General features: G+C 41.8%; 19 protein-coding genes. All 19 read right to left on the bottom strand.

Annotated elements, in window-relative coordinates; genetic code table 11:
- Nucleotides 1-98: 98 nt before the first annotated feature.
- Nucleotides 99-1,001 (bottom strand): hypothetical protein, encoded by a 903-nt coding sequence (locus tag C727_RS0116875; protein ID WP_017446842.1) that lies wholly within the window; start codon nucleotides 999-1,001, stop codon nucleotides 99-101.
- A gap of 198 nt (nucleotides 1,002-1,199) precedes the next feature.
- Nucleotides 1,200-1,478 (bottom strand): hypothetical protein, encoded by a 279-nt coding sequence (locus tag C727_RS0116870; protein WP_017446841.1) that lies wholly within the window; start codon nucleotides 1,476-1,478, stop codon nucleotides 1,200-1,202.
- Nucleotides 1,479-1,763, bottom strand: a complete 285-nt coding sequence (locus tag C727_RS0116865) for a hypothetical protein (RefSeq protein ID WP_017446840.1) — start codon at nucleotides 1,761-1,763, stop codon at nucleotides 1,479-1,481. It abuts the gene before it with no gap.
- A gap of 62 nt (nucleotides 1,764-1,825) precedes the next feature.
- Complete coding sequence (locus tag C727_RS19635; protein ID WP_155949292.1) at nucleotides 1,826-2,311, bottom strand: hypothetical protein; 486 nt, start codon at nucleotides 2,309-2,311, stop codon at nucleotides 1,826-1,828.
- 75 nt (nucleotides 2,312-2,386) lie between these two features.
- Nucleotides 2,387-2,842, bottom strand: coding sequence for an RHS repeat-associated core domain-containing protein (locus C727_RS19845; RefSeq protein WP_017446838.1), 456 nt, complete (start codon nucleotides 2,840-2,842; stop codon nucleotides 2,387-2,389).
- A 246-nt stretch (nucleotides 2,843-3,088) separates the two neighbouring features.
- Nucleotides 3,089-3,310 (bottom strand): hypothetical protein, encoded by a 222-nt coding sequence (locus C727_RS0116850; protein WP_017446837.1) that lies wholly within the window; start codon nucleotides 3,308-3,310, stop codon nucleotides 3,089-3,091.
- A gap of 11 nt (nucleotides 3,311-3,321) precedes the next feature.
- Nucleotides 3,322-4,308 carry an RHS repeat-associated core domain-containing protein gene (locus C727_RS19840; RefSeq protein WP_017446836.1) on the bottom strand — a complete coding sequence of 329 codons (987 nt, stop codon included), beginning with the start codon at nucleotides 4,306-4,308 and terminating at the stop codon, nucleotides 3,322-3,324.
- Between the two features lie 142 nt (nucleotides 4,309-4,450).
- Nucleotides 4,451-4,990, bottom strand: coding sequence for a hypothetical protein (locus C727_RS0116840; protein WP_017446835.1), 540 nt, complete (start codon nucleotides 4,988-4,990; stop codon nucleotides 4,451-4,453).
- The gene (locus C727_RS19835; RefSeq protein WP_017446834.1) at nucleotides 4,990-5,493 is read right to left on the bottom strand and encodes a hypothetical protein; all 504 of its coding nucleotides are present in this window, start codon (nucleotides 5,491-5,493) and stop codon (nucleotides 4,990-4,992) included. The genes C727_RS0116840 and C727_RS19835 overlap by 1 nt, the downstream gene beginning before the upstream one ends.
- Before the next feature lie 3 nt (nucleotides 5,494-5,496).
- Nucleotides 5,497-5,745 carry an RHS repeat-associated core domain-containing protein gene (locus C727_RS19830; protein WP_237742354.1) on the bottom strand — a complete coding sequence of 83 codons (249 nt, stop codon included), beginning with the start codon at nucleotides 5,743-5,745 and terminating at the stop codon, nucleotides 5,497-5,499.
- Nucleotides 5,726-5,929 (bottom strand): hypothetical protein, encoded by a 204-nt coding sequence (locus C727_RS19825; protein WP_017446833.1) that lies wholly within the window; start codon nucleotides 5,927-5,929, stop codon nucleotides 5,726-5,728. Before C727_RS19825 ends, C727_RS19830 begins: the two co-directional genes overlap by 20 nt.
- Nucleotides 5,930-6,018: 89 nt before the next feature.
- Entirely contained in the window at nucleotides 6,019-6,429 is a 411-nt protein-coding gene (locus C727_RS0116825) for a hypothetical protein (protein WP_017446832.1), read from the bottom strand.
- Complete coding sequence (locus C727_RS19820; RefSeq protein WP_237742353.1) at nucleotides 6,429-8,396, bottom strand: RHS repeat domain-containing protein; 1,968 nt, start codon at nucleotides 8,394-8,396, stop codon at nucleotides 6,429-6,431. The genes C727_RS0116825 and C727_RS19820 overlap by 1 nt, the downstream gene beginning before the upstream one ends.
- 78 nt (nucleotides 8,397-8,474) lie before the next feature.
- Complete coding sequence (locus C727_RS0116815) at nucleotides 8,475-9,491, bottom strand: hypothetical protein (RefSeq protein WP_017446830.1); 1,017 nt, start codon at nucleotides 9,489-9,491, stop codon at nucleotides 8,475-8,477.
- A gap of 214 nt (nucleotides 9,492-9,705) precedes the next feature.
- Nucleotides 9,706-9,915, bottom strand: coding sequence for a cold-shock protein (locus C727_RS0116805; RefSeq protein WP_017446828.1), 210 nt, complete (start codon nucleotides 9,913-9,915; stop codon nucleotides 9,706-9,708).
- Between the two features lie 334 nt (nucleotides 9,916-10,249).
- On the bottom strand, nucleotides 10,250-11,707 hold the full coding sequence (locus tag C727_RS0116800) for a sulfatase family protein (protein WP_017446827.1): 1,458 nt from the start codon (nucleotides 11,705-11,707) through the stop codon (nucleotides 10,250-10,252).
- Nucleotides 11,708-11,718: 11 nt separating this feature from the next.
- The gene (locus C727_RS0116795) at nucleotides 11,719-13,152 is read right to left on the bottom strand and encodes an aldehyde dehydrogenase family protein (RefSeq protein WP_017446826.1); all 1,434 of its coding nucleotides are present in this window, start codon (nucleotides 13,150-13,152) and stop codon (nucleotides 11,719-11,721) included.
- On the bottom strand, nucleotides 13,149-14,303 hold the full coding sequence (locus C727_RS0116790) for a mandelate racemase/muconate lactonizing enzyme family protein (protein WP_017446825.1): 1,155 nt from the start codon (nucleotides 14,301-14,303) through the stop codon (nucleotides 13,149-13,151). The genes C727_RS0116795 and C727_RS0116790 overlap by 4 nt, the downstream gene beginning before the upstream one ends.
- Nucleotides 14,304-14,368: 65 nt before the next feature.
- Nucleotides 14,369-15,892 carry a sulfatase-like hydrolase/transferase gene (locus C727_RS0116785; protein WP_017446824.1) on the bottom strand — a complete coding sequence of 508 codons (1,524 nt, stop codon included), beginning with the start codon at nucleotides 15,890-15,892 and terminating at the stop codon, nucleotides 14,369-14,371.
- Nucleotides 15,893-15,985: the final 93 nt, after the last annotated feature.

Raw genomic sequence — 15,985 nt, 5'->3', positions numbered from 1 at the left:
GATTAAAACATAATTCACATGCAAAACAAACAGATTATGTGTAAAAAACAAATTTATATTTAGTGCTTCAACGCATCTAGCTATTTAGCGAAAGTCATTTAAATACCAGCAGCAAAGAGTTTTTGTAACTTGGCTGGACTTCCGTTATCGTCGCCAGTTAGCAGGTAATAAACCATACCCGCGTCTGAGCAATCAGCCACCCCTTTTGGATGTCTTTTCAAACGCTGATAAATCCATTGAATGCTTTCATCTTGGTGATTTTTCATCCATTGCCAAACCGACCAATCATGTTCAGAGTTCCAAAGTTTATTGGCATCCCATTTAGCATTTTGATCTTGAATTTGTTTATAGTTAAGTCGTTGACCACTTAAGCTTATGGTTTCTGCAAGCGTATGATGTTTATCTTTAGCCGCGACTGGATGTTTATCAAACTTAGGATCGCCACGGCGTAAATGGTTATTGTTATACCCACTGTGTGAAATAACATAAACATGCGATAAGTGTTCGGCGTTGCCCTGCTCAACCACTTGTTTTACAGCACGATAAAAAAACTCCGCAGGCCCCATATGAATAAAATATAATGGATCTTCGGCGCTTGATTGACTGATCTCTTTAACTAAATGATCAAGTGCAGCTTGGTGATCAGCACTTGCATCAAAAAATTTATTTTTGTTAAAATCCCAGCGTTCAATCGCACCGTTGACACTATCGGCCATCTCATTGGTCTCAGTGGTATGGGCAGGCGCATCTACAAAATTATTATATGAATAATGAACCAAATTATCGCGCGCATCTAACTTTGCAATAATAGCCAGTGCCACAGCAGTGCCGCCCCAATCATCCGGATCAGCTCTTGGCCACCGATGCAAATTGTCAGCTTGATTATTGCCATCGGCACTGATGGCAATACGGTTGTTATTAAAGTTCCAACCACCTGTTTGAGCAAACACCAAATTAATGGCAGTGATCAAATAAATTAAAATAGATAGGACAAATTTCATTAAATAGCCTTTGTAAATTGTTAACCAATACATTTGATTAACAATTTACAACGAGCTGGGTTGCTGTGTCTAGTATTATTAAGCATTGACGTCTAGAACAAACCATAGCTTCACTTGGCGTTTTACCCGACTTAGCCTCATGTGTGCGTAAGATGTAATTAATCAATCCATAAACTCCTAACATTTACGCGCAATATGCTAATAATGATGGTTGATATGCGCATTAAAGCAACATTTAATACCAGCTGCCGCGCTTACAACAATAATGCCGCCCAACGATATAAACAATCTAGTTTGAGTATTTGTATTTTCTGGCTCTCTAATTGATATACCAACAGGTAATACTATTAGAAACGCAGCTAAAACAGTAATAAAGCTAATTACAAATGATTTAATAGGTGAAAACTTTTTTCTTACACATATAACTTCAATAATTTTAAACACTAATGCCACGAAGCCAAACAATAAAATTTCCATCTAATTCCCCGTAATTGGGATATAGCCTAAGCCATTTCCAAGCCACCATGAATTTTGGCCCCATATAATTTCTGACGATTTTGAACCTTGACTCAAGTAGTTATCTACGGGTGACATAACTTTACCAATTCCAACAGAGAGCCATAGACCCTCTATAGATACATCTGAACCCGACGTCCCCTCTGTACTCGAACCAAACATATCACCAGGCGGTGGCGCTTGATCAATAAACTCATCGTGTATTTTATCCCTATTATAACTTTGGCTATTGCTCGGTGATTGCACCAAGATGTCCGCACTTAAAAAACGGCTAAGTCTAATTGGATCCTTTAAGTAACAACTATGAGTTAATAATCTGCTGATTCACAAGCCATCGCTACTTTTGCCCCAGATGCAATGCCAAGCCCTACACCGCCTAAAAACCATAAATACCGATGTTCAGCACCTGAATTGGAATATGAACCGACCATGACTTCACCAATAAAAAGTAAAACGATAAAAGTCAAAAACAAACTAGCGAACCCATAAAAAAAGGCTTTTTTCGTAGAAACTTTTTTATACTTGCAGGTAGCTTCAGTAATAACTAAAGCCATATATAAAATAAATGCACCTATAATTCCGTTCATATTATCTACCACCAATTTTATTAAGATCCTAATGCGAAACCTGCACCTAAACCAAAATTCGTTATGTTTCCAAATAACTTCTGCTGCTTTTGAGTCTACCGTAAACCTATTCACTACGGGTCCAGTTCCTACTGATAAAACAACGCTAGCAGCTAATCCCTCTCTACTCATTGGTGTTGAAAATGCTTTTGAACCAGCGATACACATCGCTTTTAGTATTGTTTGAGTAAGTCCAATTATAGTGAACGCGAGTGCATCCGCGCTTTGTTTTTGTGATTGCTTTTATGCCAGTGTCATCTGAATATAAGCTATATTCCCCGTCACTTCGGCTAAAGCTATGTTTTGACAAACTCGGTTACATTCAACTTTATAACTACCGGCATACCCCTTACCATCACCTGGTTGGGTTTGGATTGCACCTCGATTATAAATTAACCTAGAGTTTGATCCCGACGTCCCCTCAGTACTCGAACCAAACACATCACCAGGCGGTGGCGCTTGATCAATAAATTCATCGTGTATTTCACCCCTATTATAACTTTGGCTATTACTCGGTGATTGCACCACTATATCCGCACTTAAAAATCGGCCAATATTTGGGTCGTAAACCCGACCATTCATATGGATCAGGCCGTGATCATCTAACATTTCGTGACCCGTATAACCTCGCGTGGTGGTGCCAGCCGATGAAGCGGGGCCACTGCTCATATCTGGGTTGCGTCTTTCCCCCCCAGGCATTAAAGCTCATTTGCTCGGCTATTTGCCCTATTTCATTTATGATCACGTTAATTGAGCCTAAGTGGTCTTTTAATGTAAAGCGACCCTAGACGCCCCATACTATAATTTTGCTAATAGTAAGCTATAAATCTCTACAGTTGTTTTGGACCATTACAGGACTTGGTTGGATCAGGCGGGATTTACCATCTGCACCACTTACAACTAACCGCCTACGACAAGCAATTGGTTTTAACGGCAATTTGTTAACTATTTCGCCAAATTAAAATAAATTTTCCATGCTACATAAGCCGCTAAGCCAATACTAAGCAGCCCCGACAAAATGACTGCAACCAAGGATGTAGCATCCGGCATTACTGCTTTATTGAAAGGCGGTAATGATAAGAGCAAATAGCTAACAATCATGTAAAACAGTGTGGCAGAAAGAACAAAAGAGCCTAAACTAATAAATAAAAAAAGTATTTGTTTCATTGTTTTTCCCGCTACTTAAATAAATCACTATAGAAATTTTGAATTTGCTGCGTTTTTACACTTGTCCAAACATCAGCATGCATCTTTCCAAACAAGGTGTAACCAACAGCATTATTTAGCCACGGACTAGGCCCCGTACCCTCTCCATAAGTATTTAAATAAACCACACCTTGCTCAGCAGTAACAACATGTAAAACTTGCCCCGGATGATATGTGTACCCCTCCATCGTCATATTTAATGACCAGTTTTCACCACTATAATGCTTGATCGGATTACCACCTGCTAAAGTCAGAGGTTCACCAGTTTTAGGGGCGATTACAAAGGGAACGGATTCTCTTTCCGTGGATCCCATGACCATTTCCACGCTGCAACCATTTTTTCCGAGATTACACATCGCAGTACGCAGGTAGTAAGAGTGATAGTTAGGGTCATTCGGATCGTATATTAGCCCCTTTTGTGCAGATGTCTGCTCTGTACTCGCACCAAACATATCATCAGGCGGCTGAGTTTGCTCAATAAATTCATCATGCATTTTATCGGTAGCTTGCAAGTATTCATTCATCTGGCAGTCTACGTCTGCACCGCATGCACCCGGCGGCACATAACCTGTGACTTCACAGGTTTCCATGTCTCCTCCCTGTTCACAAGGCATTGTGGCCGGACCACCGAGATCATCTACCATTTGACCACAACCAGTAGGATCTGGGTCGTAATGGGTTGTATTACAATACCCACTTGGGTCTATTAGGCTCAGTGGGTTGTTTAACACATAGCTATACCTGTTATAACTTTGGCTATTGCTCGGTGATTGCACCACTATGTCCGCACTTAAAAATCGGCCAATATTTGGGTCGTAAACCCGACCATTCATATGGATCAGGCCGTGATCATCTAACATTTCGTGACCCGTATAACCTCGCGTGGTGGTACCGGCTGATGAAGCTGGGCCACTGCTCATATCTGGGTTGCGTCTTTCACCCCAGGTATTAAAGCTCATTTGCTCAGCTATTTGCCCTATTTCATTTGTGATCACGTTAATTGAGTATTAGGCGACAATTAGCTTGACCGGTTTTGGGCCATTAAAAAGTAAAGCTTAGAACAAATCATCTTGAGCTCCTCTGGTATTGTGAAGGGGCTTCTTAAGTTGAAAAGACAGTCTGCTTCTCAACCTTTTGCTTGAGAATAAAAGTTGTACTTTCAGTGCCACTACCAACATTATAAAAAACTGTTAAAGACAACTCCCCACCTGCATTGACAACCGATTTCAAGTCATCCTCGTCCACCTCAACAAGTTTCAAACCTTTATCAAACTCGAGCAATTCATGATCAGGAATATGGGTCTCTAAAACCAATTCGCGGTTAAAGCTTTGGCTCTTCTCCCAACCATCACCAGTAACCACAGCGCGCTCAATATTTATAGACCTTCCGGCTTTATCCGAATATAAACCTAGCCAGACTACATAGCTGGTGTGGGTTGCCTTATTTACATCAACGACAAGTAAAACATCATCAGCTTTGAAAGCATTGAGGGCACTAGCTCCAAAGTCAAAGTTCTTATAAAACTCTGCTGACTGCTCATGTTCGTACTTAATGATTTTTGCTGTATTACAGGCTGACAATCCCAAAACAGCAAGTACCAATAGAATAAGTCCAAAGACTATTTTTGCACCGATATACACTAATTTTCTCCCCTTACATTTCCACCCATACCATACGGGACAACATCTAAGACAAGATGGCCAAAACCTTTGCCAGCATATGTTCCCCATCCACCTACGTCATACCATTTCTCAGGAACTGGGGCAGGATTTACATAGTTATAAGTACCAACATATCTGGGATCAGTCACCAAACTTAACGAATCGCCATTAAAAATAGCTTCGCGACCATCAGAGTGGATAAACTTCAGTTCTTTTTTACCTATACCGTCATCATGGAAAATAGATTGTTTTTCAGATAGTAACGTCCATTCAGACCCTTCAGCGATAGCTTGGTCGTAAGTTGGTAAATTAGTATTCAAAGCATCACGTCCTTCAAAATGCCAACCGGTAGCTTTTTTCCAAAGCCCCTTAAAGAACCCATCACCCTCTTGTGCACTCGAACCAAACATATCGCCTGTCGGCTGAGCTTGCTCAATAAATTCATCATGCATTTTATCGGTAGCTTGCAAGTATTCATTCATCTGTCAGTCTACGTCTGCACCGCATGAGCCCGGCGGCACATAACCTGTGACTTCACAGGTATCCATGTCTCCTCCCTGTTCACAAGGCATTGTGGCCGGACCACCGAGATCATCTACCATTTGACCACAACCAGTATGATCTGGGTCGTAATGGGTTGTATTACAATACCCACTTGGGTCTATTAGGCTCAGTGGGTTGTTTAAAACATAGCTATACCTATTATAACTTTGGCTATTGCTCGGTGATTGCACCACTATGTCCGCACTTAAAAACCGGCCAATATTTGGGTCGTAAACCCGACCATTCATCATGGATTAGGCCGTGATCATCTAACATTTCGTGGCCGGTATAACCTCGGGTGGTGGTACCGGCCGATGAAGCTGGGCCACTGCTCATATCCGGTTTGCGTCTTTCACCCCAGGCATTAAAGTTCACTTTTCCACTTTATAAGCACACCGCCAGTCAATTATAAATGTCTGTAATGAGCGAGAAGGAGACACTCATAAAATTAAAGAATTGGGTCATTATTCAACCCGCTTGCCTAATTTAAAAACCATTATTTGTTCAAATCCCAAATACTGCGGATCTTCTTCTGCACCAATTCTGGCTATGCGCATCCCATTGCCTCCATCAATCGTTTCATATTTATACGCTGCGCCGAAAATATCTTTAAATCTACCATTATCCTCAGAAAAGTAGATATTACACCGCTGATTCAGCATATTTAGATTTATTTTATCTCTCCAGCTTCTTTCTGAAATATAACGACCATTGGAAAAATAAAATGAATTTAGCTCTTTTGCTAACTCAGAAAATTGACAATATGCAGCAAGTTTTCTCTGGAGGCGTGATTCTCCTCTATCATTAATATAGATAATGAAGGCAACTGATATAATAAGGGAAATACCTAAAATAACCTTAATAAAAGTCTTCATTATTCTTTTCTCCAAGGTAGATCATTTAATTGAGGCAAACCGTTTACATTAGGGAATTGTATGTGCCTATAGTAGTCCGTCGTCATTTTATCTATGTTGGGGTCATGAAATATACCATGCTCGATAAACTCATGAAGAATATACAAACCTTGCGAACCTCCTGTTGTATAATTTGCCTCATCGACATGTAATCTCTCATGAAAAATAGATGATTCGACAGCCGAATCAGAACCACCGTACTCTACAATAACTTTTCCATTAGAAGTAAATTTTCCAGAGTATTTACCAGCGTCTTTGACTGCTATCACTTGTGGTGATGCCAATGAAGGATAATTTTTAGAGACATTTCGATTGAGCCTATTGATCCTTTCTTGAGGACTTTCCAACGTCCGCTCTGTACTCCCTCCAAACATATCACCTGTCGGCTGAGCTTGCTCAATAAATTCATCATGCATTTTATCGATCGCTTGCAAGTATTCATTCATCTGGCAGTCTACGTCTGCACCGCATGCACCCGGCGGAACATAACCGGTGACTTCACAGGTTTCCATGTCTCCTCCCTGTTCACAAGGCATTGTGGCCGGACCACCGAGATCATCTACCATTTGACCACAACCTGTCGCATCGCTCGGTGGGCAGCCCTCGTACGTATACCCACTTGGGTCTATTAGGCTCAGTGAGTTGTTTAAAACATAGCTATACCTGTTATAACTTTGGCTATTGCTCGGTGATTGTACCACTATATCCGCACTTAAAAATCGGCCAATATTTGGGTCGTAAACCCGACCATTCATATGGATTAGGCCGTGATCATCTAACATTTCGTGACCCGTATAACCCCGGGTGGTGGTACCGGCCGATGAAGCTGGACCACTGCTCATATCTGGGTTACGTCTTTCACCCCAGGCATTAAAGCTCATTTGCTCAGCTATTTGCCCTATTTCATTTGTGATCACGTTAATTGAGCCTAAGTGGTCTTTTAATGTAAAGCGACGCTCTACACTAGATGCCCCCATACTATAGTCACTAATAGATTTTTTTATAAATACCCCGTCAATATAACTTGTTTGGGTGAAGATAGGACCATCCATTGTTTCTTCAAAAGCACCGCTGTCAGCGTAATAGGTTATCGCACCGTTGTTACTGGTTTTTCGGTAGCGCTTGTGCGTTGCGGTATACGCAAAATACGCTCCATCTATATTGGTGGGTTTATTAAACACATTGTATTCTATGTTTTTATTACCCCGTTTAGTGACGTTTCCGTAGTTGTCATATTGGTAATGGATGCTCGATGATGCTTGACTACCCACCCCATAAGCCGATGTGATTGCGTAAGGACTAACACTGTTATTTGCACTGTCGACCTCACTGTAAAACAGGTTTTGCGGGCTGCTACCGGTTAACACACCTTTGTCTGAGCGATAAATTAAGTTGCCCAATAAGTCATATTTGTAATCGACTGACTGCCCACCGGAAGCAAGCGAATAATCTCCATAACTGCCATCACTGTTTTGCTCAAATGTTTTACGGTTTTTCAAACGATTCAATGCATCGTATGTAAACCATTCACGCAGCGGTTTTAACCCAATATTATAGTCTGTTTTTGCAAGTAAGTTGCCTATGGTATCAAATTGATAACTCTGGTGCATAACACTCGGTTGTATGCTGGCATGACCGCTATAGATCCCCGCCGCAATACTTTTTATATGGCCGTTTAGTCCATAGGTTTGGGTTTGCACTAATCTATCGCCAAGCAGTTGCCGCTGTATTCTCTCGCCTTGGCTATTTTCTATCACATCGCCAAGCTGCCAGATTTTAAACGGCTCTGCCGCATCTTCCAAAGTTTGCACTGGGGTGCCCATTAAGTGGTACAGACGCTTGATATTTGTATTGGGGGTCGATTTAGTCTGTTCGCGCCCAAAGGTGTCATAGGTATAGGATATGCTTGCAGACCACTCTCCTGGCACTTTTTCTTCAACTTGATGTAATTGCCCTTTAACATTATAAGAATACAGCTGTTCATGTAGATTGCTGTTATAAGGCCCTCAGCCTTGCGAGACCCCAGTGTAAATAGCGTCGAGTGCGCCTTTATATTGCTGGTCCCAATGCCATTGGTGCTGTGTGGTCGCATTGTGACTGTCGGTGTCTTCTCGCGAGGTTAACCGCCCCAACTTATCATAAAAGTGGTGCATAGATTTTTCGGCGCTGGTGTTAGGCTGCCAAATTTGTTCTTTAAGCTCGCCAAACCCGGTGTATGTAAATGCGATATGGCCAAGGCTTGGATCGGTCAAGCCAATACGTTGACCTTGATTATTATAATCAACCATGACGGTGGTGCTGGTATCTCCATTGGTTTGGCTTTTAACCAGCAGCCCTTGTGCATTATATACAGAGTTTAGCTGCGTTCCATTCGCATCAACTACGCTAACAAGTTGCCCCATTGCGTTTAAATAACTTATTTTAGTTTGCAGTTGTGCTTGGGCGGGTGAGCCATCTTCATAATCCTTTATCACTTTGGTTATTTGGGTGATTTTTTGCAGTTTTGACCACTCGCTTAAACCAATCGAGCTGCCGTTTATTACATTATAGCTAAACGTTTTCTCGCCACCATTTGCATATTTTATCTTTTTAACGCGGCGCTGCTCATCGTAGTCATATTCGTCCCAGCGCTTATTAGACTCACTGACTCCGCCAACAATAAAACTATTGGATTTTTTATGCAGTAGCCCCGACGGGTAATAACTCATTTGTTGGCGAATGGTATCTCCATTAAAAACGCTCACATCTTTAGCGATCACTTGATGCTGCTTATTAAAATAAGTAATGACAGGCTCAGCACCAAAAGCAGGCGTATCTGGGTGCGTCACCAAAGTGCGCACACCATAGTAACCACCCGCAGGACAAGTATTAGCCGAGCAATAAAACCTTTGTGTCAATTGTTCAACACCCAGAGAGTCGGTTTGTTTTTTTACATAACCCAAAGGAGAATATTCGATAGTTTGGCTAAATAAATATAAATTACCTTTTGTGGTTAAAAAACAACGGCTGCAAAAACAATCCAAAACGCGGCGTGATAAAATGCGTGTGCATTATCGCTTAAATGATGAGCGTAGCTGGCTGATGATGGGCGTAGTTGGCTGAAAAACAGATAACTACAATATTTATGCGTTTTTATATACTGTGTTAAGATAAACAGATTAAAAGTTGAAGATTTTTTAAAAGCAAAAAAAAGCAAACCACAAGGGCTTGCTTTTAATCAATCTGTGTAGACTAAGATTATAGTGCTACGATGTTCTCTGCTTGAGGACCTTTTTGGCCTTGAGTCACAGTAAATTGAACCTTTTGGCCTTCTGCCAAAGTTTTAAATCCTGTGCTAGCAATTGCACTGAAGTGTGCAAATACGTCTGGACCAGACTCTTGCTCAATAAAACCAAAGCCTTTAGCTTCGTTAAACCATTTTACGGTACCAGTCGTTGTATTAGACATAATAAATATCCTGTATATAAAAAAATTGTACATATGCCTTGGTAAGGCACGATTGAGCAGGAAATATAAATTGAAATTTACAAACTACAGGACGTGGAACTACTAAGAATGCAACGAAATGGAGATGATAAAAACAGACTTACTTTCAAGCTGCGCAAATAGTATACTGCATCTATAACACTGTCAATCTATTTATCTATCTTTATATAACTTTAAGTCAAACTCAGGCTATGTCATAGACCAAACAGATAAACGTGCACAAAAAACCCGCCAAACGGCGGGTTTTCAAAATTAAAGTCTATTTATCGAGTCACATTAAACCCAATAGGCAAACTTACTCACCATACATAGGTTTGTAGTTAAAGGTTTCATGAAAGCGTGGCATCGCTTTTTCGCGCCACTGGAAACCTTCTCGATGAATATGAAACCATTTTGGCTCTGCATGCTGCCATGCCCAAATTTCGGCTTCTTCTTTTAGCTGGCTCAATAACACTGGGTATTTGCCAGATAAATCTTTGGTTTCGCTTGGATCTTTGTTTACGTCATACAGCTGCCATTCGTCTTTAGAGCCAAAACGTAACGCTTTAAAATTATCTTTGCGCACACCCACATCGCTATACCCATAGCGGTGGCGCATGGCAAATACACTTTGGCCTGGGCGTGCGTTTTCACCATTTATCACAGCATCCAGTACATCAACACCATCTAACTTTTTAACGCCGGTTAAATCCGCGCCTGCTAAATTGGCAAAAGTTGGGAATAAATCTAATGCACTGATCACATGGTAGTAGTTGTCACGTGCGGGGATCTTGTTGGGCCAATGAAAAAACATAGGCACGCGATAACCGCCTTCTAAAGTATCGCCTTTACGGCCACGCAGCGGTTCGTTGCTGGCACCCGTTGGCGTTTTACCACCGTTATCACTAAAAAATACAATCAAGGTATTTTCATACTCACCGCTGGCTTTTAATTGATCAACAATACGGCCAACAGCCCTATCTAACGCGTAGACCATGCCAGCATATACTTTGCGTTTTTTATCTTTAATGTTCGGGAACATTGCCATGTCTTCATCTTTTGCTTGCATAGGTGTATGCGGTGCATTGAAGGCAGCATAAATAAAAAAGGGTTTATCTTGTTTGCTGGCTTTGTCAATATAAGCAGCGGTTTCTCGCGCTAATCCGTCAGTAACATACTCGGTCTCACGCACTTCTTTTCCGTTGCGTTCTAACGGACGAATATAATCAAAGATGGTTGCGTCCATCCCTCGGGCTAGGCTGGCTTGGTATTTTTTTTGATATTTTTCAGGAAAATAGTCGTGACCACCGCCGGTAAATCCGTAGTAATCGTCAAAGCCACGTGCATTCGGATGATATTCTGGCGTTTCGCCTAAGTGCCATTTACCCACGGCAACTGTGTAATACCCAGACTCTTGCAATACTTTACTGATAAACTTTTCATCGGTTGGGATCCCTAAACCGCCCGATTTGTGGTTTGTTGGCAGGTTAAACTGAGAGCCAAATCTATGCGGGTAACGGCCAGTCATTAACCCTGCGCGGCTAGGTCCACAAAATGGATGCGCTGCATAAGCAGAGGTCATTACTGTGCCGTTTGCCGCTAACTTATCTAAGTTAGGTGTAGTGATATCTTTAGAGCCATTAAAACTAACATCTGAATAGCCTAAATCATCCGCTAAGATGACAACAATATTTGGACGCTCTGGTTGCGCAAACGCAGAAGCGCTGGCACAGACTGCAAACAATGCAGAAATGAGTGTTTTTTTATTCAACATTGGAAGTCACCTTAATCCTTTATTAACACTGAAACACGTTTAAGCGTTAAGTACTCTTGCAAGCTATAGCGCGAGCAATCTTTACCCACCCCACTTTGTTTTAACCCACCGTGCGGTAATTGCACCGAGTAGTGAGGTTCATTGATGCAAACGCTACCGGCTTGGATATTTTCGGCAGCTTGCATCCCTCGCTTTAAGCTCTCGGTAAATACATAAGCAGACAGGCCGTATTGATTGTCGTTAGCCAATTCAATAATGTCATCTGAATCTGAGTATGGAATAACAGGTAATACTGGGCCAAAAATTTCGTCATTTGCTACCGCCATGTCTAAACTCACATCAGACAAAATGGTTGGCTCCAAATAAAAACCCTTTTGTTTATCGCTGGGGACACTGCCACCGGCCACTAAGTTTGCGCCTTGTGCAATGGCTTTTTCAATTAAACCGATCACACGCTGGCGCTCTTTGTCTGTCATCATTGGGCCCATGATATTTCCTTCTTGACGACCGACACCTAACTTAATTTGTTTTGCGTGTTTACGTGCACTCGATAAAAACTTTTCATAAATTGACTGGTGTACAAAAACCCGGTTAGGTGACACACAAACTTGACCAGAGTTCGCAAATTTAAGGCCAACGATTTTTTCAGCGGCTTTTTCAACATCGGCATCATCATAAACAATGACAGGTGCGTTGCCACCTAACTCAACCGAAAAGTGCTTAACTGAGGTACAAGCGGTTTGCATAGCTTTAACACCAGCTTTGGTCGAGCCTATCATGGTAAACATACTGGTTAAATCAGAGGTTAATAACGGATTAGTAATGTCGTAGTTATTACTAGTGATCACATTTAAAACACCCGCAGGTATGCCTGCTTCAATGGCTAACTCTGCGCAGCGCAAGGTTGCCATTGGGGTAACCTGAGAGGGTTTAATAATAGCGCAGCAGCCAGCTGCTAATGAAGGACCAATTTTATAGCCGATATTTAACAGCGGGAAATTCCACGCTAAATACCCCACCACAATACCCAATGGCTGACGGCTGATGTAATGATGGAAACGACCGTCTGGGTCATTAATCACAGGAGTGTCTAAACGCTTTGCTTCTTCAATAAAAAATTTAAGACAGGTAACTAACATACCAAAATCATATTCGGCATTTTCAATGGGTTTGCCGGTTTCAGAAATCAAAATATCTATGATTTCATCTTTGTTTTTTTCTAATAAATTCGCATAATCAAGAATAATTTTTTCGCGTTCCGCTAACGACGTTTTAGACCAGCTAGCAAAGGCTTTGTCTGCACTCTTTAAACAGTCTTCAATATGGGCTGGTTCGGCATCTGGCACTTCGGCAATCACTTCTTCGGTTGCTGGGTTAACAACACTAAAGGTTGTTTTAGCTGTGACCAGTTCGCCACCGATTAACATTTTGTATTGCTTGCTCATAATTTGGTTTCCGTTGAATTAATATCAAATTTTTTCAATGCGTTAGGACAAATTTGCACGCCTAAACCAGGCGCTGTAGGGACTTCGGCAATACCCGCTGTCACCTTAATTTCGGTTTGGTACATTTCATCACGTAAAGGGTTCTCTGTGCGATCGTATTCCATAAACAAGGTTTTTTCTTCCGCGCGACCCGGCTCATGATATGCGGTGGCTAAAAAATGCGTCGCAGCGGCTAAGTTTAACTGAGTGCCCCAAACATGTGGGATCACATTAATGCCATTCGCCGAGGCCATAGCTCTAATTTTTAATGCTTCGCTTGGGCCACCACAATAGGCTAAATCCGGTTGTAGCAAATGCACCGAATTTGACTGAATTAAGCTATTAAATTGAAAACGTGTTTGAAAACATTCGCCCGTTGCTAAAGGAATATCTAACTTTTGTTGTAGCTTATCAAATAAATGCAAATGATCAGGCGCCAGTGGCTCTTCAAACCAGAGATAATCTAAGGCTTCTAATACCCGTCCTACTCGGATTGCTTCGGGCAAATCAAAACCATGGTTAGAGTCTGCCATTAATTGGGTGTTAGGGCAGGCTTCACGTAGTGCTTTGGCAAATTTAATATCAAATTCTGGGTTTTTACCCACTTTGATTTTCATCGCTTGAAAACCTTCGTTCGCGTACCCTGCGCCTTCGTCAACTAATGAGGTTAGCAGCTTATCCTCCGGCAAATCTGTATAGTACATGCCAGTTGCGTAACATGGGACAAAATCACGATTGCGCCCACCCATTAGCTCACTCACACTTAAGCCTAGTGCTTTACCTTTAAGATCCCACAGTGCCATGTCAATGCCCGACATAGCTGCCATCATCACGCCGGAACGGGCAAAATCTAACGAGGCTCGCCACATAAAGTGCCAAATAGCATCGGTAGATAAAGCGGGTTTACCTAAAATTCTTGGGCCGTAGAATTTTTCTACCGCCCCTTGAATCACATCTGCCGGACCATAACATTCTCCCCAACCTGAAACGCCTTCGTCGGTGATCACCTCTATAACTAACACATTTCGTTGGTTATAAAACCATTGGCTAAAACCAAAAGGTTCATCTAGATTGCATCTAAGATGATGTGTTTTTACGCATTCAATTTTCATTTGTTACCACCTTACGTAAGGTCATATGTTTTGATGGAGACGTCAAACGTCTCCACTTTTCTAAATTATAAGAACTTTTTAAAGTGAAGGCGGAATCGCTCGATAGCCGGATCTTCTACTCTGAGCAATTCAGCTTCTAGTTGCTTAATTAACTTAACTAATGTTTTTTGATGTTTATTATCATTAATCAAGTTCTTCAGCTCGACCGGATCATTTTTTAGGTCGTATAACTCATCTGTTGAATCACCTGGATTCCAAACAAACTTAAACTCTGGCGTACGTATGGCTCTAACACCAAACCAAGCGCCGTTGTACCACTCGTAAGCGTAGTAAGCGGTATCTGGCTGACCCGCTTCGGCCTTATCGCCCTGTTCAATTAAAGGGTTTAAGCTATGGCCATCCACATCACCATCATTTGCTAGCTGCATCCATTCTGCTAACGTGGGTGCAATATCCAACATACCCACTTGACGATTAACAATTTTTGGCTCTACACCTGGCACACGCATTAACAATGGCATACGCATTAATTCATCGTACGCATAAGGCGCTTTGTCAAATAAACCGTGCTCACCTAACATGCTGCCTTGATCGCCAACAAAGACTATATGTAAATCATCGTATAAACCTGTTTCTTTGGCCGCATCTATCAACTCGCCTACCGCTCTATCCACCATAGCGATTGCACCATAATAATGGGCGCGTGCTTTTCGCCAGTCTAAGTCCGTCATGTGCGAAACATCATGCCAAGGCCAAAATACACCGCGTTGCCCTAACGGTTTCTTTTTGCCATGCACCATATGGTTTGCAGGTAATTCTAATGATTCAGGATCGTACATACTGGCATAAGGCTCAGGCACACGGTACGGTGGGTGAGGCTGTTTAAAGCTAACAACACCAAAAAAGGGTTTGTCTTGTTTAACTGCTTTTTGCATTAATTCACGGCCATATTCCACTTTACCTTTTGTTTCAGTGGTTTCGTAACTGCCGGGCAGCGTTTGATAATACTCAAGCTTTTCATTGTTTTCGTTTAAAATACCTTGCTGGTATTTTTCAACATTTTCGCGGATGGCATACGGTGTCCAGTTGCGCTGAAAACGCTTCGCAAAGTGTTCATGGCCGCCTTTAACAAAATCGGCACCTCGTAACTGTGCACCTTGTGCACCCAAGTGCCATTTACCGACATAACCAACGTAATACCCAGCATCTTTAGCGCGACGAATTAATCCACCTTCGCTGGGATCTAGTTCCATTAATCGAGTATGGTAAATATCCAGGTTATCGTCTAAGCCAGTTTTGTGACCCCAGCGGCCGGTGAACATAGCAGCGCGAGAGGGTGAACATAAACCTGTGGTGGTCATTGCTTGGTCAAACCGAACCGAGCTATCGGCCAAAGCATCTATATTAGGCGTATGAACAGGACCACCCCGATACGAAAAAGTATCAAAACGCATGTCATCAAACATGATGATTAATACATTTTTTTTGTCTGCCGCTATCGCTCGATCTGCTGCTATTGCTATTGAGAAGCCGCTGCTTAAAGCTGCCGCAACGAACGTCAAGCTGGTTAATACCGCTCTGAATTTCATAAAAATTCCTTTGTTAATTTAATAAAGTAACCTTGTTTGGTTTTATCGTGTTTGTTGTTTACACACTTTATTCAAGTTACCAACAATATAAAC

This window comes from Gayadomonas joobiniege G7, assembly GCF_000300815.1.
GTDB classification, from domain to species: Bacteria; Pseudomonadota; Gammaproteobacteria; order Enterobacterales; family Alteromonadaceae; genus Catenovulum; species Catenovulum joobiniege.
This window is presented reverse-complemented; position numbering and strand designations above follow the sequence as displayed.

Bases quoted from the DNA above. Each gene is read 5' to 3' on its own strand.
- C727_RS0116875 (WP_017446842.1), bottom strand. From the start codon at position 1,001: ATGAAATTTGTCCTATCTATTTTAATTTATTTGATCACTGCCATTAAT.
- C727_RS0116870 (WP_017446841.1), bottom strand. From the start codon at position 1,478: ATGGAAATTTTATTGTTTGGCTTCGTGGCATTAGTGTTTAAAATTATT.
- C727_RS19635 (WP_155949292.1), bottom strand. From the start codon at position 2,311: ATGTGTATCGCTGGTTCAAAAGCATTTTCAACACCAATGAGTAGAGAG.
- C727_RS19845 (WP_017446838.1), bottom strand. From the start codon at position 2,842: ATGCCTGGGGGGGAAAGACGCAACCCAGATATGAGCAGTGGCCCCGCT.
- C727_RS0116850 (WP_017446837.1), bottom strand. From the start codon at position 3,310: ATGAAACAAATACTTTTTTTATTTATTAGTTTAGGCTCTTTTGTTCTT.
- C727_RS19840 (WP_017446836.1), bottom strand. From the start codon at position 4,308: ATGAGCTTTAATACCTGGGGTGAAAGACGCAACCCAGATATGAGCAGT.
- C727_RS19835 (WP_017446834.1), bottom strand. From the start codon at position 5,493: ATGAATGAATACTTGCAAGCTACCGATAAAATGCATGATGAATTTATT.
- C727_RS0116825 (WP_017446832.1), bottom strand. From the start codon at position 6,429: ATGAAGACTTTTATTAAGGTTATTTTAGGTATTTCCCTTATTATATCA.
- C727_RS0116805 (WP_017446828.1), bottom strand. From the start codon at position 9,915: ATGTCTAATACAACGACTGGTACCGTAAAATGGTTTAACGAAGCTAAA.
- C727_RS0116800 (WP_017446827.1), bottom strand. From the start codon at position 11,707: ATGTTGAATAAAAAAACACTCATTTCTGCATTGTTTGCAGTCTGTGCC.
- C727_RS0116795 (WP_017446826.1), bottom strand. From the start codon at position 13,152: ATGAGCAAGCAATACAAAATGTTAATCGGTGGCGAACTGGTCACAGCT.
- C727_RS0116790 (WP_017446825.1), bottom strand. From the start codon at position 14,303: ATGAAAATTGAATGCGTAAAAACACATCATCTTAGATGCAATCTAGAT.
- C727_RS0116785 (WP_017446824.1), bottom strand. From the start codon at position 15,892: ATGAAATTCAGAGCGGTATTAACCAGCTTGACGTTCGTTGCGGCAGCT.